Origin of the sequence: Nocardioides sp., assembly GCF_047602075.1 — a bacterium.
Taxonomy (GTDB): Bacteria; Actinomycetota; Actinomycetes; order Propionibacteriales; family Nocardioidaceae; genus Nocardioides.
This window is the reverse complement of sequence record NZ_JASGIF010000002.1, coordinates 1,009,282-1,026,524: the sequence shown is the minus strand read 5'-3', so window position 1 is coordinate 1,026,524 and position 17,243 is coordinate 1,009,282. Positions and strand designations below refer to the sequence as shown.

Below are 17,243 nucleotides of genomic sequence, written 5' to 3'. Positions count from 1 at the left end.
GGTCCTCAGCTATGCACCGTGAGGAACTGCTGGTTGACGACGCCGTCGTAGTAGAACATCGCTCGACCCATCTCCGCCTCGGTCCAGGTGATCGGCTCTGCACCGGGATCGACCCAGTAGCCACCGGTGAACATCTCGTTGCGATTGCCCACGGGGTCGAAGAAGTAGAGACACTGCCCGCGCGTGGCGCCATGCCGAGTGGGGTTCGTCTCCACGTGGACACCGTGGTAGACGCAGGTGTCGGCCGCTCCACGCAGGTCGGTCCAGCTGTCGACCCACCAGGCGAAGTGGTGCAAGCCTTGATTCGGGCCGGTGATGAAGGCGATGTCGTGCGAGCGGTGGGAGACCTCCAGCCAGCTGGCGATCTGGAAGCCGTCGTCACCGAGAACCTGCTCGGTAAGCCTGAAGTCGAGGTGGTCGATGAGGAATCGCGTGTTGGTGTCGACCTCCTCCGCCGTCAAGAAGACGTGGTCGATCCGCGGCGGAGCGATGCCGACCAGGTCCATCGGTCGCGGTGGCGGGTTGGTCTGGGGCAACAGGTTGCCCACCTGCTGCATGCCGTAGACCAGCTCCATCTGGTGACCGCTGGGCAGGGTGAATCGGATCGACGTGCCGTGCCCGTCGGCCCACTCGTCGGCGGCGTACCTGCGCACCCCGACGCCGGCGGCCTCCAGCCGCTGCTGATAGTGGTCGAGGTCGGCGGCATCGGTGACCTTGAAGCCGAAGTGGTTGATCCCGTGGGTCGGCTCCAAGGTCAGCACGACACTGTGGTGCTGGTGCTCGTCCCAGCACTTGAGGAACACGCGAGACGAATCCCGCCCGGTCTCGATCAGGCCGACGACCTCGGAGTAGTAGGCAGTCGCAAGCTTCGAGGTCCGGGACCCGGATCTCGACGTGGGACAGACGCAGAATGGACATCAGGTATGCACCTTCATGAAGCGGTCGTTGAGCTCGCCCTCGTAGTAGAAGATCGCCCGGCCGACGTTGTCCTCGGTCCAGGTGATCGTGGGAAAGTCCGGATCGGGCTTGTAGCCGCCGGTGAAGACCTCGTTGCGAGTGCCCAACGGGTCGAAGAAGTAGATGGTCGAGCCGCGCGTGATGCCGTGCCGGGTCGGCCCCACATCGAGCTGGATCCCGTTGTAGGCGAGGATGTCCGCCGACTCTCGCACGTCCTCCCAATCGTCGAGCCAGAACGCGAAGTGGTGGAGTCCGCCGTTGGCGCCGTGCACGATCGCGAGATCGTGGGGTGAGTGCGACCGCTCCAGCCAGGTCCCGAGTTGATGGCCGTTGCCGTCGAGAAGCTGCTCGGTGATCCGAAAGCCCAGCACATCCATGAAGAACCGGGTGGACTCCCCGACCTCCTCGGCGTTGATCAGCATGTGGTCCATCCGGGGTGGTGCGATCACGTCCCGCACCCGCCGACCGTCGTTCTCGAGCATGGAGTCCGCCAGGTTGCGCGGCCTCGAGGTGCCGACCTTCTCCACGTCGGCCACGAGCTCCATCAGGTGCCCGCTCGGGGTGGAGAACCGGATCGACTCTCCCTGCCCGAGCTCCTCGCCTCTGCTGGCCCGCTCGACCGGGAAGCCGTATCGAGAGACTCGGTTCTCCAGGTCTGCGAGATCGTCCTCGTGATGGACCTTGAACGACATCGAGTCCATCCCCACCCGCGGCGCGTAGCGCAACCGCAGCGAGTGGTGGTCCTCCTCGTCCCAGCACTTGAGGTAGACCGAGTCGTTCGTCCTCGCGGTGACCTCCATGCCCATGACGCCGGTGTAGTAGGCCGTGGCCAGGTCCAGGTCGGTGCAGGTGATGTTGACATGACCCAGGCGCAGGATCCCGCGCGGCCTCCCGGCGACGGTGCTCCGGCCCGAGAGTCGGCGTGCCTGGCGGCTGTCGGACGGATCGACTCCTGGCCCGTCAGACGGCGCGTCGGGCGCGACCAGGCGACGGGTGCCCTCGGGCGTGCCCTCGGCTAGGTCACGATGACCTGTGACGTCGTTCACGTCTGTCATGCGGCCATCTTTGGATCGCCAGCGAGCTGCTCGGTGCAGGCGTTCCGCCATACGGAACAGATTCTGTCCATTTGTCTCTTCGGGGATCACTCTGGGGTGGTGAGCGATGACCCCACCCGTGCCGGGCCTGAGGCCATGCGCGAGCTGGTCCGTGACTACGTCAGCGCACTGCACACGACCTACCTCGACCACGTTCGGCACCTGCCGCCGGCCGAGCGTGCAGGGCTGCCGTTGGTATCCGCTCCGAAGGTCACCGTGATCGCCGCGGCATCGCGTCGCCTGCACCTGGTGGCCACCCTCGACACTCTGCCGCCGCTGCGCGGGCCCGAAGTCGCCTTCGATGACGACTACCTCGGAGTGCACTGGACGCTCCGGTTCTACGATCCCTCGGTGCTGCCCGAGCTCGGGTTGCTGAGTGAGGACACCCCAGCAGAGGTACGACGGGTGCTGGGCGTCACTGACACGGCCTACCACCTGACCGTCGACGTGGGCGGCGGCCTGGGTGCCCATCACGCGCAGCACTCGGGGGTGGCGCTGGCCAACCTGCACACGAAGACCGCGCGTGACCTGGATCGGGTCCGCCGCGCCCTGCCCGGTCAGCAGAACAGCGTCGACGAGCTCGGCGTCTGTGTGCGCGCCGGGCTGGACCGGGCGGCCGCCCTGCTCGTCGGCGACCTCACCTCGGGCCGGGTCGTCCTCGGCAGCAGAGCCTCCGCCGAGCAGAGCCTGGACGCACTGATGCAGGACATCTCGACCCAGGACGTCACTCGATGACCGAGCAGTCCTCCGTCGGCGGCGAGCGACTCTCCAGCGTCGCCGCCGCGGCCAGGATCCTGCGCGAGTTCGGCAAGCACACCACCCAGATGGGTGTCAGTCAGCTCGCTCGACGGGTGGGCGTCGGGAAGAGCACGGCCCATCGGATCATCTGGACGCTCGTCGAGGAGGGTCTCCTGGAGAAGGTCGAGGAGACCGGGCTGTTCCGGCTCACCTCGACGATGCGTTCGCTCGGCGCCAGCGCCGAGACCGCCCAGCGGCTGCACGAGGCCGCCACCATTCCGCTGGACCAGCTGCGCAAGGCCACCACCGGCACGCTCCACCTCGCGATCCTGGACGGCACCGACGTGCTCTATGTCGAGCGACGGGAGGGCCCGGGAGCCATTCCCGTCTTCCGCGCGGTCGGCAGCCGCAACGCCGCTCACGCCACCTCCAGCGGCAAGGTGATCTTGGCCTTCCTGCCGGCTGAGCGTCAGAAGCTGCTCGTCGACGGCATGCGACTCTCACCCAAGACCCCACGCACGATCACCTCGAAGGCTGAGTTCATGGCCGAGCTGGATCGGGTGCGGCGGCAGGGCTTCGCGGAGAACCGCGGCGAGTCCCAGCCCGGGATGTGCTCGGTCGCCGCGCCGATCCGCGACCCACTCGGCCAGGTGATCGCCTCGGTGTCGGTGGCCGAGTGGGTCGAGTCCGTGGACGCCGGCCTGCGTCACATGGTGCGGCCGGTCATCGAGACCGCGCTGCGTATCTCCTCCAGCCTGGGGTGGAACAGGTGAGCGAGACCTGGGTGCGCATCTGCCGGATCGACGAGGTTGACGCCGAGCGGCCGATCGGTCGCATCGTCGGCGACTCCGGCCAGGACCGAGATCGTGTGTGCGTCGTCCTCACCCCGCAGGGGGTGCCAGTGGCGATGCTCGATCGCTGTCCACATCGCGACATCGCACTCTCCGGCGGGCTGATCAAGGACGGCACGCTCGTCTGCCCCGGCCACTTCTGGTGCTTCGACGTGAGCACCGGCGCCCGCACAGACCTGCCCGAGCGCGGCGCAACCGTCTATCCCACCCGAGTGGTCGACGGATGGGTCGAGGCCGTCCTACCCCCGCCCAAGGAGCCCCAATCGATGCGCGAGTGGCTGTTGGCTCAGGCCAGAGGTGAGCCCCGAGGTGAGCAATGAGCGACGCAACGAGTCCCGAGATCGGCAGCAACGTCGTCGCCGCCGGAGTGCGCACGAACTATCACGACGTGGGATCTGGCGAGCCGGTGCTGCTCATCCACGGCTCCGGCCCAGGGGTGAGCGCGTGGGCGAACTGGCGACTCAACCTGCCGGTGCTCGCGAAGCGCTTCCGAGTCGTCGCCGCTGACATGCTGGGCTTCGGCTACACCGACCCCGCCCCCGACCACCGCTACGACCTGGACGTCTGGACCGCCCACCTGGTCGGCCTCCTCGACGAGCTCGGCCTGGACCGGATATCCGTGGTCGGCAACAGCTTCGGCGGCGCGCTTGCCCTGAGCCTTGCCGTCCGAGACCCGGACCGGGTCGAGCGTCTGGTGTTGATGGGCAGCGTCGGGGTGCCCTTCGAGATCACCCCCGCCCTCGACGCGGTCTGGGGGTTCGAGCCGTCCCTCGAAGCGATGCGCGGGCTGCTCGACATCTTCGCCTACGACCGAAGCCTCGTCTCCGACGACCTGGCCCGACTGCGCCTGCGCGCAGCCACCCGTACGGGGGTGCAGGAGGCGTTCGCGGCGATGTTCCCCGCCCCGAGGCAGGCCGGCGTCGACGCCCTGACCATTGCCGACGACCTGATCAGGTCGATCACCTGCCCCACGCTGGTGGTGCACGGACGAGACGACCAGGTGATCCCGCTGGAGAACTCGCTCCGGCTGCTCGAACTGATCGACGACGCCCGGCTGCACGTGTTCGGCCGCTGTGGCCATTGGGTGCAGATCGAGCACGCCGACTCGTTCAACCGACTGGTGGTCGACTTCTTGAGCTGACGGGCTGCGGTGTGGCCGGCCGCTGCTCCATCACGCTCACCGGGACGCTCGTGTCACTGCCGCCCCGATGCGGTCGGCCTCGCATCACAGTCAGTCGAGTGCTCGGATCACGGGTAGATGTGTCACTCGATGAGCGGCTTGCGGAAGATCAGCTCCGCCGGCTCGTCCGGCAGCAGCAGGACACCGCTGTCGACGTAGCCGAGCCGTCGATACAGATGCTGCGCGGACTCGGCCGATACCGTCGAAGTGAGCACCATGGCGTGACCGGCAGCGCGTTGCGCCTGCTCCCATGCCTCGACCAACGCCGTGCCGACTCCTTGACCACGCGACTCCGGAACGACCCAGAGAAGGTTCATGAAGGGCACCTGGTCCCAGAACAGACCCCATCGCAACAATCCGACGACGGCCCCCTCGACCTCGGCGACCATCACCCGCCCCGACTTCACGATGTCGGTGAGGTCGAGGGAAGACACATGTCCGTCAAGCTCGACGAGAACAGGCAGGTCTGAGTCGGTCGCCGTGCGAGTGGTCACGCTCGTCCCGCCCATCCTGAGCGCTCGATCACGTCAGCAGCGACCGCGCTAACGGACCGGTCGTCAGTAGGGACGCGGTGAATCCACAAAGGAGCTTTCATGTCGAGATACCCTGCCATGCGGCGCCAGACCCATGGGACGGACGCAACCTGAACCTCGTCGGCGGGAAAGAGTCCCTCTGCTTGCTCTTCTGCCGGTGGTTGAACGATGCCCTTCTTGTCAGGGTCGATGCCGGCGAGCTCGTACTCCCACTCATGCACGGGCGTGACCTTGTTCCACACGAGAGCGAGCCATCCTCCGGGCCGCAGGACGCGACCAACCTCGGCGATCGTCTCTTGGACTGGAAACCAGTGCCATGCGTCGGCACTCACCACGGCATCGACGCTCTGGTCTGGCAGAGGGATCTTGTGGGCCCAGCTTTCGTAGGTGTGTGCGGCAGGAGCATGCCGACGCAACGCCGCGATCATTCGTGCATCGGCTTCGACCGCGTGCACGGCTATTCCGCGCTGGAGAAGTTGGCCGGTGAGCTGGCCAGTGCCGGCTCCAAGTTCAACGACGGCTTGAGCGCCGACCAACATCCATTCAACAGCCTCGGCTGGATAGATGGGACGCCACCTGGCATAGGCCTCCGCGACCTCTCCGAACGCTAGGGCTCGGTCTGAACGTGTCGTTGACACATCGGTCCATCATGTCAACGATCACATGTTCCTCGGTGATGTGGAAGGCAGTCCGAGTGTTCCAGCTGACGGCCGCGTTGCTGGTCACCTGGGGTCACGATCGACAAGGCAGCTACCGGAAAGCAGCGCTCGACCTCCGGTTCCCGTCCGGGTTGCCGGCTGCGGTGGTCACTCCTGTCACAGCTTCATCAAGGTGTCTGGGTCGGCCTGCACCCACCACGGCGAGTACGCCATGAGAGGTGGCGCTTCATCCACCTACCTTGATGAAGCAGCGATGCGTGTGACTGACCGGATCGCAGCAAGCGATGGACTCCGGGATGGGTGCCTCGATCGGGCCGAAACTGCATCCCGCCCCGTCTGGCGCGGTGCTGTGGTGGCCCTGACCCATCTGCCGCGGTGCTGTTGTGGCTGAGGACCCGGAATACAGGGCACTTTGCCACCACAAGACCGCGGCAGACGCACGAAGACCGCGGGAGATGCGAGCGCCTCACCCGCGGCCTCCTCAGCGATGTCGATGTCACCGAAGCGGCGCACGAGTGAGGTGATCAGGCGGCCGTACTCCTCGCGGAAGACCCGCTCGACCCTCGCCGCGGCTCCGCGCTCCATCGATCGTCGATCTCAGCGGCTCAGGCGAAGCCCTGGAACGGCCGCACCTCGACCTTGCCGCGGCAGGCCTTCGAGCCCTCGGCCGCCAGCTTGAGCGCCACGTCGAGGTCTGGCGCGTCGATGACCCAGAAGCCTCCGATGACCTCCTTGGTCTCCAAGTAGGGGCCGTCGGTCATCACCGGTGCCTCACCTCGGCCGTCGACCACGGTCGCGGTCGACGCCGGCTTGAGACCACCCGCGAAGACCCAATAGCCGTCGGCGTGAAGCTGGTCGTTGAAGGCACCGGTCGCGGCGAACGCCTCCTCCATCTCCTCCTTGGAGACGTAGTTGCCGAACTCGTTCATCTCGGCAGGACCATGCACGGACAACAGGTAGTGCGTCATCTTCAATCTCCTCAGCTCCGGCGGTCCCAACGACCACCCTCTACCCCTGCTACGAACAACCACCCGCCGATACGACAACCTGCCGGAAAGAAGGATGAAGAAGGATGGTGTTCCTGGTTGATCAGCGTGCGGCCTGCTGCCGGAGACCGGCGAGAAGGAGGTCGAGACCCGCGGAACTGCTCGGCGTCGTCGTGGACGGCGAACTCCTCGACGATGTAGTGGACGAACGGAAACGCCGCCGGGTCCAGCGCACGCCACTGGTCGGCATGCCGATCGATGTAGGTCGCTCGATCGATGGTGCCGTCCAGGATCTCCTGCGGCGGCTGCGGACCCAGCTCCGCGGCGACACCAACCACGAAGCCGACCACCGCGGAGACTGCGTGGAAGCTTCTCCCTCGGACCGATCCGCTCGTAGAGCAGGACGCCGTTGGGTTGGACCCCCGTGTCACGCATGAAGTAGGCCCCGAACCACGGGGAGCAGATCACCTACGCGATCTTGGCGGTGATCGTCGGCGTGATCGCAGGCTGGGGAGCGCTGACCCTGACCGATTCCCACGCCACCGAGGAACCTGCCTGACAAGGCCGGCCCGACCACCCACTACGCTCTCCACCCATGCGCGTGTTCGTGCTGTCCACCGGTCGCTGCGGGTCGACCACCTTCGAGCGGGCATGCCGTCACATCACCAACTTCACCGCTGGCCACGAGACGAACAAGCGACGGGTCGGCGAGCGGCGGTTCGACTACCCCGACCAGCACATCGAGTCCGACAACCGACTCTCCTGGTTCCTCGGCGGGCTGCAGACCCGCTTCGACCACGGACAGACCTTCTACGTCCACCTGACCAGAGATCCGCGCAGGGTGGCGGCGTCGTACGCCGGACGCTGGGACAGCGGCTTCCACTCCGGGATCATCCGCGCGTTCGCCCAAGGCATCGTGATGCGCAAGCAGTATCAGGAGAAGCAGCGGATTCGACTGGCCCGCTTCTACGTCAGCACCGTCAACGAGAACATCGCCGCCTTTCTCGCCGAGAAGCCGCATCGGTTGGACTTCCCGCTGGAGCGGGCCGAAGAGCTCTTCCCGACCTTCTGGCGACAGATCGGTGCGGAGGGCGATCTGGACGCCGCACTCCGCGAGTTCAAGATCCGCCACAACGCCTCGCCCTCGGCGAACCCGACATGACGATCAGCGACCAGCCTGAGGTGACCACCAGCGCCGGAGTCGTGCGCGGACTCTGGCGGGAGGGGTCGGCGGCCTTCCTCGGCATCCCGTTCGCCCAGCCACCCGTGGGCGACCTCCGCTTCGCCGCACCCGTCCCGCATCAGGAGTGGTCCGGCGTCCGCGAGGCGACGACGTACGGCGCCACCCCCCAACGCGGTGAGTCCGCCGAGATCACCCTGATCCCCGAGCCGTCGGTGGCAGGTGCGTCGACCCTGAACGCGAACGTCTTCACCCCCCGACCCGGCGAACCGGCTGCCGCGCTGCCGGTGCTGGTCTACATCCATGGCGGCGGCTACATCTCCGGGTCGCCCGCCAGTCCGTGGTACGACGGGGCGGCCTTCAACCGCGACGGAGTCGTCACGGTGAGCGTCTCCTACCGCCTCGGGTTCGACGGCTTCGGCTGGATCGAGGACGCGCCTCACAACCGGGCCATCCTGGACTGGATCCTCGCGCTGGAGTGGGTGCGCGACAACATCGCGGCGTTCGGTGGCGACCCGGGCAGGATCACCATCGCCGGCCAGTCAGCCGGTGGCGGAGCAGTGCTCACGCTGCTGAGCACGCCCCGAGCCGCTGGGCTGTTCCAGCGGGCCATCTCGCTCTCCGGCACGACCGCGCACGTGCCACTCGACCGGGCCGAGCAGCTCGGGCGCGCTCTCGCCGACGCTGCCGGGGTCGCGCCGACCCGAGCAGGCTGGGCCACCCTGACCGAGGACGACGTGCTCCGGCTCCAGCAGCAGGTCAGCGCGCCGATCCCGGTCCAGCGAGAGGGCGACGGGTCAGACCCGCTGGCACTCCTCACCGGTATGACGTCAGGCACCCCGTTGTCGTGGGCTCCGGTCGTCGACGGCGACCTCCTGCCGGAGTCCATCGAGGACGCGATCGCCCATGGCGTCGGCGCCGACAAGGGCCTGCTGCTCGGCGCCACCGACCACGAGTTCAACCAGGTGGTCACCGAACGACGTGAAGCCCTGGCCGGGACCGACCCGGCGACGGTGCTGGCCGCCCTGGGTGTCCCTGGACCGACCGCCGCCGCCTATCTGGTCGGGCACCAAGGGCTGGATCCCGCCGACCTGCTTGCGCAGTACGTCACCGATGCCATGTTCCGGGCCCGCAGCTGGAGGATCGCCGAGTTGCGCGCGGCGAGCGGGGCACCAGCCTGGCTCTATCGGTTCTCTTGGGTGTCGCAGAGCTTCGGCATCGCGGTGCACTGCGTGGACGTCCCGTTCTTCTTCGACTGCCTGGGCCTCGACCGCGTCGACTATCTCACCGGTGCCCAACCACCGCGGGCGCTCGCCGACGACGTCCACGGTGCCGCCGTGGCCCTCATCGCCGGCGGCGATCCGGGCTGGCCGGCCTACACCCCGCCCGAGCGCTCGGTGCGGGTCTACGACGTGCCGTCCTCGGTGCGATCCGACGCCTACAGCGACGTCGCCGTCGTCGGGTCGCTTCGCCCAGCCGACTGACGTTGGTTCAGGTCGACGAGGAGCCGTCGCCCTCACCGGTGCGAGCGGCCGTGCCCGACGGACCATCGTCGGCATGATCGTCACCGTCGGCCACCGGCTCGTCGCCGTACACCCCCGCCTCCTTGGCGGCCTGGACCTTGCGCAACTGCTTGGTGAAGCTGAACAGCAAGAAGACCACCGAGCCGATCAGGGCCACGAAGATCACTGCGCCCCAAGGGCCGGCCACCACGTCGTTGTCCTGGGGGACGGGATCGTCGGCGAGGATCGACGAGATCGTGGTGAGCACTTCGATGACCATACGGCCAGTGTGTCAGGTGGGCGTGTCGATGCCAGCGAAGAGGTCGTCCTCGGGAAGCTCCGTCGGCACGTGGCTTGCCACGAGCTCGTAGTCCTCGTACGGCCAGAACTCCTCCTGCAACTCCCGCGGGATCGAGAACCACGAGCCGTCCGGGTCGATCTGGGTGGCATGGGCCATCAGGGCCTGGTCGCGGACCCCGAAGTAGTCCGCACACTCGACCTGGGTAGTGATCCGGGAGTCCCATTCCGGGTCGGGCTGCCACTCCTCGAGCCGTTCGGCGTAGGGCGAGTGGAGGCCATGCGCGACCATCGCGTCGTGCAACGCCTGCGTGCGCGGCCGGTTGAAGGTGTGGTGGTAGTAGAGCTTCAGCGGCTGCCACGGCTCGCCCGCGTCCGGGTAGCGCTCGGCGTTGCCGGCGGCATGGAAGGCCTCAACAGCGATCCGGTGGCACATGACGTGGTCCGGATGCGGGTAGCCGCCCCGCTCGTCGTACGTCGTCACGACGTGCGGCCGCAGCGACCTGATCAGCCGCACCAAGGGGGCGGCCGCCTCCTCCACCGGGATGCTCGCGAAGCAGCCGGTTGGCAGGGGCGGTTTCGGATCGCCCTCCGGCAAGCCGGAGTCGACGAAACCCAGCCAGTCCTGGGTGACGCCCAAGATGTCGCGGGCTCGCTCCATCTCCTGTCGACGCACCTCGCCGATGTGGTCGACGATGTCGGGACGATCCATCTTCGGGTTGAGGATCGAACCCCGCTCGCCGCCCGTGCAGGTCACCACATGCACATCGACGCCCTCGGCGACGTAGCGCGCCGTCGACGCCGCACCCTTGCTCGACTCGTCGTCGGGGTGGGCGTGCACATGCATGAGCCGGTAGCCGGCGCGGGGATGTTCGGACACCACTCCATCGTAGGAGTCCGTCGACGGCGGTCCGCGCGACGCGTGCAAGCATGGACCGGTGAGCAAGACCGAGGATCTTCTGGCGACGCGGTACGGCGGCGCGCGCCGCGGCCGCCGCGTTGCGGTGGGAGCCGTGGTGACGATCCTGGCCGCCGCGTTCTTGGCGTGGGTCGCCTGGGCCGTGTGGATCCACACGACGCCACAAGCGACCTCGGAACTGCTCGGCTGGACGGTGGTCGACGACCACGCGCTGGAGGCTCGGGTGGCCGTGCACGTGGACGAGGGCGCGCAGGCACGTTGCGTGGTCCGCGCGTTGGCCGAGGACCATACCCCCGTCGGCGACTACTCCTGGGTGCCCACGAGCGGCACCAACACCGTCACGATCCGCACCGAGCGGCGGGCCACCGCGGTCGATCTGGTGGGCTGCACCACGCCCGACCAACAGAGCCCGCGCTGATCTCCTCGCGGTGACCCTGAGGGTTGATCTCCTGGGATTGGCGGGGCGGCACCGATCATCCTTGCTAGACTGGACGGTCTGGTCCCGCGGGCTGACCGACAGCCGAGTCGTTGATGAGCGGAAAGAGCCGCCGACTACCAGCGGGACAGGCCCGAGAACCCAAGGCGTAGGCACGTCCTCGTCGCACAGTAGGAGGCAACCCGATGACCCAGTCCAGTGAGCAGACCATCTGGTTGACCCAGGACGCCTTCGACAAGTTGCAGGCCGAGCTCGACCACCTGCGCGGCCCGGTCCGTCAGGAGATCATCGACCGGATCAGTGCCGCTCGCGACGAGGGTGACCTCAAGGAGAACGGCGGCTATCACGCCGCCAAGGACGAGCAGGGCAAGGTCGAGGCGCGGATCCGACAGCTCGAGGACATGATGCGCCGCGCCGAGGTCGGTGAGACCCCGCCTGACGACGGCGTGGTCGAGCAGGGCATGAAGGTGACCTACCGATTCGTCGGCGACGACGACACCGAGACCTTCCTGTTGGGTCACCGTGAGATGGAGGACGGGACCATCCAGGTCTTCTCCCCGCAGTCGCCGCTCGGCTCGGCGATCATGGGTGCCCGTCGCGGCGACACGGTCAGCTATGCCGCCCCCAACGGCAACATGCTGCAGGTCGAGATCGTCGACGCCGTGCCCTACACCCGCTGACCCGGCGGACGCTCAGTCCACGATTCGGTAGCCGAGCTCCTCGAGCCTGGCCCGCAGCCGGGTTGCGTGCTCGGCACCGCGGGTCTCGAGCTGCAGCCCGATCTCGACCTCGTTGAGGGCGAGATCGGCTGAGATCCGCTCGTGGCTGAGATCGATCACGCTGGCACCGAGAGCAGCGACCTCGGTGAGCAGACCGGCGAGGCCGCCCGGGAGGTCGGAGATGACCACACCGAGGTAGAGATAGCGGCCGGCCGCAGCGAGACCGTGTCGCACCACCTTGTTGAGCAGCAACGGGTCGATGTTGCCGCCGGACACCACGGCCACCGCGGGTGTCTCGAACGCGTCCGGATCAGTGGCCATGGCGGCCACCGCCGCGGCACCGGCCGGCTCGACCACCTGCTTGCTGCGCTCGAGCAGGGTGACCAGCGCCCGCGCCAGGGAGTCCTCCGAGACCGTCTTGATCTCGTCGACATGCTCCTGCACCGCGCGGAAGGTGATGTCTCCTGGCCGGCCGACGGCGATGCCGTCTGCCATCGTGCGCATCGCCTCCAGCCGGATCGGGTGTCCCGCAGCCAGTGAGGGCGGGAACGCCGCGGCGGCCTCGGCCTGCACGCCGATCACCCGGATGTCGGGACGAAGCGCCTTGACCGCAATGGCGATGCCGGCGAGCAGCCCGCCTCCGCCGGTAGGCACCACGAGCGTGCGCACCTCGGGTGCCTGCTCGAGGATCTCCAGGCCGCAGGTGCCCTGCCCCGCCACGATGTCGGGATGGTCGAAGGGCGAGATGAACACCGCCCCGGTCTCGGCCGCGAACTCCTGGGCGGCCTCGATGGCCTGGTCGAGATACTGCCCGCGAAAGACCACCTCGGCGCCGTACCCCCGGGTGGCGTTCACCTTGGGGATCGGCGCACCCTCGGGCATGAAGATGGTCGAGGAGATGCCCAGCCGCTGGGCGGACATCGCCACCCCTTGGGCGTGGTTTCCGGCGGACGCGGCGACCACCCCGGCTGCCCGCTCGGCGTCGCTCAGTCGGGATAGCCGCAGGTAGGCACCGCGCGGCTTGAACGACCCGGTGCGCTGAAGGTTCTCCAGTTTCAGCCGCACATCGCCGCCGAGGCGCTCGGCGAGCCAGCGCGCGTTGCGGGTGGGCGTGCGGGCCACCACCCCGTCGAGCACACCCGCTGCGGCCTGGATATCGGCCAAGCTGACCGTGGGGACCTCCGTCATCGCTTCTCCTCCGCCTGCCGCGTCTAGTCCGTCGCCTGGCCAGAACTCGGTCGGTCAGGTGGCTCGGGAAGCACGTCGTCAGCGAGCGGCGCCGATTCGTCGGACTCGTCGCCCCCGGCTAGGTGCAGCACGACCGCGTTGATCGCCGCGGCACAGGGTACGGCGACCAGGGCGCCCGCGACACCGGCAACGAGCACACCGCAGCCGATCGCCACGATGATCCCGAGCGGGTGGATCGCCACGAACCTGCCCATCAGGAACGGCTGCAGCACGTGCCCCTCGAGCTGCTGGACGGCGATCACACCGAGCAGCATGAACAGCGCGGCATAGGGCCCTTGGTCGACCAGGGCCACCAGCACGGCCACCGTCCCGGCGACGGCCGCGCCGACCATCGGGATGAAGGCGCCGAGGAAGACCAGGACGCCGATCGCCAGCACGAAGGGCACCCGCAAGATCGTGGCGACGAGCATCACGCCGAGGGCGTCGACCAGGGCGACGATCACCGTCGCCCGGACGAACTGGGTGAGTGAGATCCACGCGACCCGACCGGAGGAGTCGACTCGCTCGCGAGCCGCCCGGGGCGCGATCCGGACCGCCCAGGCCCAGATCCGGTCACCGTCGGCCAAGAAGAAGTAGGTCGAGAAGAGCACGATGAAGAAGCCGGCGAACACATGAGTGACCGCCGTGCCCACCTCGGTGGCATGGGTGACCAGCTTGCCGTCCTCGGTGTACTTCGTCAGGGCGTGCTGAGCCTTGTCGATGTAGGCGTTGATCTGCGTGTCGCTGGCGTTGAGCGGCCCTTCCCGCAGCCAGTTCTTGATCTGGTCGAGACCCTTGACGACCTGGTTCGCTAGGTCAGTGGCGCCGTTGGCGACCTGCTGACCGGCGAAGGTGAGCAGCAGCGCGACGGACCCGATCCCCAAGATCACCACGACCAGCGCCGACAGGGACCGGCGCACCCCGATCTTCTCCAGCCAACGCACCACCGGCGAGGAGAGCGCGGTGATGAGCAGCGCAATCACCAGGGGCAGCGTGATCACCGCGAAGTGGCCCAGGGTCCACACGATGAGCAGACCCGCGGCGACGATGACCAGGAACCGCCACGCCCAGGCCGCGGCGAGGTCGAGGCCCCAGGGCACCTGCGCCCGGCTGAAGTTCGAGGGCCCGGTCACGATGACCGGTTGGGTCGACTCCTGACGCCGCTCGGCACGCAGTTGCGCCCACTGCTGTGCCCACTGCTGGGTCAGCCTGGGACCACCGCCCGGCTCTGCTCCCTCGAGAGGAGCGCTCTCAGGCTGGGCGCTCTCAGGCTGGGCGCTCTGAGCCTGGGCGCTCTCAGGCTGGGGCGCAGACTCGGAAGGCACGTCCTCGTCGCTCACGCCCGCAACGTTACCGAGGCGAGGCCACTGCGATCCTCGCGGCGAGCCGATAGGCCGCCTCCGGATACGCCGTCGCAAGCAGGCCGGCAGCCGCCAGCACGTAGTCCGAGTCGACGACCACCGCCGCGCGCCGTGGCAGCTGCCAGCCCCCTTCGACCTCCTCCCCGAGGCTGCCGTCGAGCACGCGACCGGCCACGCCCGGACGGCCGTTGCGGAGGACACCACCGGAGCCGACCAGGAGGTCGATCTCACGCAGGTCCTTGCCGGTCCGCTCGACGACCCGGCCCTCGGGGCTCACGACCACCCTGCTCCGGCCGGCGTGACGGCGCAGTGCGAGCCCGACGGCGGCGCGGGCGATCGTTTCGTCGACGTCGGTCTCCTCCTCGGAGTCGGGGAGGTACGCCGGATCGCGGCGTCGCCGAGCGGCCGCCTCGTCGAAGGCGTCCAGCCCCGCGGCGCGGACCGTGTCCGGAGCCGACCAGCGCATGCCCAGGTCACCCTCCACAGTCCGGGTCACCGGCGTGGTGGCCACCACCTCACGGCCGAGACCGTCGGGCGCGGCAGCGTCTTCGGGATCGAGCTCGACCACCGAGTGCACATCGGTGGTCGCACCACCAACGTCGACGACGACCACGTCGCCGGCACCGGGGTGGGCCGCGTCGAGGCCGCGGGCCAGCAGCTCGACACCGGTCAGCACGATGTCAGGAGTGGCTCCGCGCACCATCGCGGTGAAGTCGGCGCGCCTGCTCAGATGCTTGCCGCCGATGACGTGGACCAGGAACATCTCACGGATGGCGGCCCGGGCACCCTCGGGATGCAGCACGCCGATCCGCGGCACGACGTTGTCGGTGACCACCGACGGCAGGCCTGCGTCGTCGAGGATCGCCCGCACCTCCTCCCGGGCGTCGGCGTTGCCCGCGACGACCACCGGCCCGCGCCACTCCCCCGCGGCAAGGTCATGGGCGCACGCCAGCAGGGCTTCGCTGTTGCCACCGTCGGTGCCACCGGTGAGCAGGACCACGTCGGGCGCAACCTCGGTCAGGCCGGCCAGGTCGTCGCCCCGGCTGGCCGCGAAGACCCCCACCACCCGGCCGCCACTGGAGAGCGCCACTCGTCGGCCCGCCTCGGCGGTGACCAGCTCCTCGTTGCCGATGACGGCAATCCGGAGTCCGCCGCCGGCGCTCGAACAGGCGAGCACCTCGGCATCCGCGGCCCGCGGATCCTGGCTGATCAGCTCGGCCAAGCACGCGTCGTACCCGTCGAGCACGTCGGTGTCGATCGTGGTGCGATGCGAGGCCTGGGCGACGATCCTGCCCTCTGCCAGGTCGACCAACGCGGTCTTGGTGAAGGTGGAGCCGAAGTCTGCGCAGATGACGACATCCGCCCCGCTGTCGGAGTCGCTGCTCACCCGAGCGCTCGGTCCAGGTCGGCGACCAGGTCGTCCGCGGACTCGATGCCGACCGACAGTCGGACCAGGTCGCCGGGCACCTCGAGCTCGGTGCCGGCCACCGACGCGTGGGTCATCCGGCCGGGATGCTCGATCAGGCTCTCGACGCCACCGAGCGACTCCCCCAGGGTGAAGACCTCCGCGCGGCCACACACGTCGACCGCCGCTTGCTCCCCCGCCTTGACCCGGAAGCTGACGATGCCGCCGAACCGCCGCATCTGCTGCGCCGCGACCTGGTGGCCCGGATGTCCGGACAGGGCGGGATAGAAGACGTCCCCCACCTTGGCGTGCCCGACGAGGAAGTCGACCACGCGCTCGGCGTTGTCGCAGTGCCGGTCCATCCGCACCGCGAGTGTCTTGAGCCCGCGCAGCACGAGCCAGGAGTCGAACGGACCGGCGACCGCCCCGATGGAGTTCTGGTGGAAGGCGATCTGCTCGGCCAGCTCTAGATCACGCACGACGAGGGCGCCGCCGATGACGTCGGAGTGGCCGCCGCAGTACTTCGTCGTCGAGTGCACGACCACGTCGGCTCCGAGGGTCAGCGGCTGCTGGAGGTACGGCGACGCGAAGGTGTTGTCGACTACCAGGAGGGCTCCCGCGTCATGGGCGACCCGGGCGAGCGCGGCGATGTCGGCGATGTTGAGCAGAGGGTTGGTCGGCGTCTCGATCCAGACCAGCTTGGTTCGGCCGGGCTGCATGGCGGCGCCCACGGCCGCGGTGTCGAACACCGGCGCGGCCGTGTGCGCCAACCCCCACGCCTTCTCGACCTTGTCGAACAGCCGGAACGTGCCGCCGTACGCATCTCCGGGCAGCACCACATGGTCGCCCGGACGACACACCGCACGAACCAGGGTGTCCTCGGCCGCCAGACCGGAGGCGAAGGCGAAGCCCGCCTCGCCCTCCTCCAACGCAGCGAGGTTGCCCTCGAGCGCGGTGCGGGTCGGGTTGGCGGAGCGACTGTACTCATATCCACCGCGCAGCCCGCCCACGCCGTCCTGCTTGAAGGTGGAGGTCGCGAAGATGGGCGGGATCACCGCCCCGGTGATCGGGTCGGGCTCGTAGCCGGCATGGATGGCACGGGTCTCGAAGCCGGCCTTGTGCCGGTGCTGCTGCTCGCTCACCGAGCCGACGATAGTCGGCCGGCTGCTGGTGGACCCAGTTGTAGTGAGCCGCTTGTC

The 17,243-nt window shown here is 68.5% G+C and carries 19 protein-coding genes and 1 pseudogene; 8 read left to right on the top strand and 12 right to left on the bottom strand.

What is annotated here, in order from left to right; translation table 11 throughout:
• Positions 1-5: 5 nt before the first annotated feature.
• Positions 6-851 (bottom strand): annotated as a pseudogene (locus QM714_RS17630) (catechol 2,3-dioxygenase); the annotation flags it as partial.
• A 66-nt stretch (positions 852-917) separates the two neighbouring features.
• Positions 918-2,012 (bottom strand): catechol 2,3-dioxygenase, encoded by a 1,095-nt coding sequence (locus QM714_RS17625; protein WP_415102639.1) that lies wholly within the window; start codon positions 2,010-2,012, stop codon positions 918-920.
• A gap of 99 nt (positions 2,013-2,111) precedes the next feature.
• Here QM714_RS17625 and QM714_RS17620 point away from each other — a divergent pair, with 99 nt between their 5' ends.
• Genes QM714_RS17620 through QM714_RS17605 form a run of 4 tightly spaced genes read left to right on the top strand, consistent with a single transcriptional unit; the run spans position 2,112 to position 4,781 of the window.
• Positions 2,112-2,786 (top strand): hypothetical protein, encoded by a 675-nt coding sequence (locus QM714_RS17620; protein WP_415102638.1) that lies wholly within the window; start codon positions 2,112-2,114, stop codon positions 2,784-2,786.
• Complete coding sequence (locus QM714_RS17615; RefSeq protein WP_415102637.1) at positions 2,783-3,562, top strand: IclR family transcriptional regulator; 780 nt, start codon at positions 2,783-2,785, stop codon at positions 3,560-3,562. Before QM714_RS17620 ends, QM714_RS17615 begins: the two co-directional genes overlap by 4 nt.
• Positions 3,559-3,960, top strand: a complete 402-nt coding sequence (locus QM714_RS17610; RefSeq protein ID WP_415102636.1) for a Rieske (2Fe-2S) protein — start codon at positions 3,559-3,561, stop codon at positions 3,958-3,960. Before QM714_RS17615 ends, QM714_RS17610 begins: the two co-directional genes overlap by 4 nt.
• Positions 3,957-4,781, top strand: a complete 825-nt coding sequence (locus QM714_RS17605) for an alpha/beta fold hydrolase (RefSeq protein ID WP_415102635.1) — start codon at positions 3,957-3,959, stop codon at positions 4,779-4,781. The genes QM714_RS17610 and QM714_RS17605 overlap by 4 nt, the downstream gene beginning before the upstream one ends.
• A 122-nt stretch (positions 4,782-4,903) precedes the next feature.
• Here the strand turns inward: QM714_RS17605 and QM714_RS17600 are convergent, their stop codons facing one another.
• From QM714_RS17600 to QM714_RS17585, 4 genes are all read right to left on the bottom strand, one after another.
• Positions 4,904-5,314: a GNAT family N-acetyltransferase gene (locus tag QM714_RS17600; RefSeq protein WP_415102634.1), complete on the bottom strand. Its 411-nt coding sequence runs from the start codon at positions 5,312-5,314 to the stop codon at positions 4,904-4,906.
• Positions 5,311-5,892: a class I SAM-dependent methyltransferase gene (locus QM714_RS17595; RefSeq protein ID WP_415102633.1), complete on the bottom strand. Its 582-nt coding sequence runs from the start codon at positions 5,890-5,892 to the stop codon at positions 5,311-5,313. Before QM714_RS17595 ends, QM714_RS17600 begins: the two co-directional genes overlap by 4 nt.
• Before the next feature lie 725 nt (positions 5,893-6,617).
• Positions 6,618-6,941 carry a YciI family protein gene (locus QM714_RS17590; protein WP_415103056.1) on the bottom strand — a complete coding sequence of 108 codons (324 nt, stop codon included), beginning with the start codon at positions 6,939-6,941 and terminating at the stop codon, positions 6,618-6,620.
• A gap of 50 nt (positions 6,942-6,991) precedes the next feature.
• Complete coding sequence (locus QM714_RS17585; RefSeq protein ID WP_415102632.1) at positions 6,992-7,348, bottom strand: hypothetical protein; 357 nt, start codon at positions 7,346-7,348, stop codon at positions 6,992-6,994.
• Between the two features lie 245 nt (positions 7,349-7,593).
• On the opposite strand from QM714_RS17585, the gene QM714_RS17580 reads away from it, so the two are divergent.
• The gene (locus QM714_RS17580) at positions 7,594-8,160 is read left to right on the top strand and encodes a hypothetical protein (protein WP_415102631.1); all 567 of its coding nucleotides are present in this window, start codon (positions 7,594-7,596) and stop codon (positions 8,158-8,160) included.
• Positions 8,157-9,662, top strand: coding sequence for a carboxylesterase/lipase family protein (locus QM714_RS17575; protein WP_415102630.1), 1,506 nt, complete (start codon positions 8,157-8,159; stop codon positions 9,660-9,662). Before QM714_RS17580 ends, QM714_RS17575 begins: the two co-directional genes overlap by 4 nt.
• Positions 9,663-9,669: 7 nt before the next feature.
• Here QM714_RS17575 and QM714_RS17570 read toward each other — a convergent pair whose 3' ends face one another.
• Both QM714_RS17570 and mca read right to left on the bottom strand, forming a co-directional pair.
• Positions 9,670-9,960: a hypothetical protein gene (locus QM714_RS17570; RefSeq protein WP_415102629.1), complete on the bottom strand. Its 291-nt coding sequence runs from the start codon at positions 9,958-9,960 to the stop codon at positions 9,670-9,672.
• A gap of 12 nt (positions 9,961-9,972) precedes the next feature.
• Positions 9,973-10,824 (bottom strand): mycothiol conjugate amidase Mca, encoded by an 852-nt coding sequence (gene mca / locus QM714_RS17565; RefSeq protein ID WP_415103055.1) that lies wholly within the window; start codon positions 10,822-10,824, stop codon positions 9,973-9,975.
• A 91-nt stretch (positions 10,825-10,915) separates the two neighbouring features.
• Between mca and QM714_RS17560 the strand changes: the two genes are divergently transcribed.
• The gene (locus QM714_RS17560) at positions 10,916-11,314 is read left to right on the top strand and encodes a DUF4307 domain-containing protein (protein WP_415102628.1); all 399 of its coding nucleotides are present in this window, start codon (positions 10,916-10,918) and stop codon (positions 11,312-11,314) included.
• A 203-nt stretch (positions 11,315-11,517) separates the two neighbouring features.
• Positions 11,518-12,012: a transcription elongation factor GreA gene (greA, locus tag QM714_RS17555; protein ID WP_415102627.1), complete on the top strand. Its 495-nt coding sequence runs from the start codon at positions 11,518-11,520 to the stop codon at positions 12,010-12,012.
• A 12-nt stretch (positions 12,013-12,024) separates the two neighbouring features.
• On the opposite strand, the gene ilvA is transcribed toward greA, so the two are convergent.
• Genes ilvA through QM714_RS17535 form a run of 4 tightly spaced genes read right to left on the bottom strand, consistent with a single transcriptional unit; the run spans position 12,025 to position 17,186 of the window.
• Positions 12,025-13,239: a threonine ammonia-lyase gene (ilvA, locus tag QM714_RS17550; protein WP_415102626.1), complete on the bottom strand. Its 1,215-nt coding sequence runs from the start codon at positions 13,237-13,239 to the stop codon at positions 12,025-12,027.
• Between the two features lie 23 nt (positions 13,240-13,262).
• The gene (locus QM714_RS17545) at positions 13,263-14,618 is read right to left on the bottom strand and encodes an AI-2E family transporter (RefSeq protein ID WP_415102625.1); all 1,356 of its coding nucleotides are present in this window, start codon (positions 14,616-14,618) and stop codon (positions 13,263-13,265) included.
• A gap of 10 nt (positions 14,619-14,628) precedes the next feature.
• Positions 14,629-16,026, bottom strand: a complete 1,398-nt coding sequence (locus QM714_RS17540; protein ID WP_415102624.1) for a glutamate mutase L — start codon at positions 16,024-16,026, stop codon at positions 14,629-14,631.
• On the bottom strand, positions 16,023-17,186 hold the full coding sequence (locus QM714_RS17535) for a cystathionine gamma-synthase (protein WP_415102623.1): 1,164 nt from the start codon (positions 17,184-17,186) through the stop codon (positions 16,023-16,025). The genes QM714_RS17540 and QM714_RS17535 overlap by 4 nt, the downstream gene beginning before the upstream one ends.
• Positions 17,187-17,243: the final 57 nt, after the last annotated feature.

Coding starts and splice junctions, on each gene's coding strand:
- greA (WP_415102627.1), top strand. CDS start 11,518: ATGACCCAGTCCAGTGAGCAGACCATCTGGTTGACCCAGGACGCCTTC.
- QM714_RS17625 (WP_415102639.1), bottom strand. CDS start 2,012: ATGACAGACGTGAACGACGTCACAGGTCATCGTGACCTAGCCGAGGGC.
- QM714_RS17615 (WP_415102637.1), top strand. CDS start 2,783: ATGACCGAGCAGTCCTCCGTCGGCGGCGAGCGACTCTCCAGCGTCGCC.
- QM714_RS17595 (WP_415102633.1), bottom strand. CDS start 5,892: ATGTTGGTCGGCGCTCAAGCCGTCGTTGAACTTGGAGCCGGCACTGGC.
- ilvA (WP_415102626.1), bottom strand. CDS start 13,239: ATGACGGAGGTCCCCACGGTCAGCTTGGCCGATATCCAGGCCGCAGCG.
- QM714_RS17590 (WP_415103056.1), bottom strand. CDS start 6,941: ATGAACGAGTTCGGCAACTACGTCTCCAAGGAGGAGATGGAGGAGGCG.
- QM714_RS17575 (WP_415102630.1), top strand. CDS start 8,157: ATGACGATCAGCGACCAGCCTGAGGTGACCACCAGCGCCGGAGTCGTG.
- mca (WP_415103055.1), bottom strand. CDS start 10,824: ATGCATGTGCACGCCCACCCCGACGACGAGTCGAGCAAGGGTGCGGCG.
- QM714_RS17580 (WP_415102631.1), top strand. CDS start 7,594: ATGCGCGTGTTCGTGCTGTCCACCGGTCGCTGCGGGTCGACCACCTTC.
- QM714_RS17605 (WP_415102635.1), top strand. CDS start 3,957: ATGAGCGACGCAACGAGTCCCGAGATCGGCAGCAACGTCGTCGCCGCC.
- QM714_RS17570 (WP_415102629.1), bottom strand. CDS start 9,960: ATGGTCATCGAAGTGCTCACCACGATCTCGTCGATCCTCGCCGACGAT.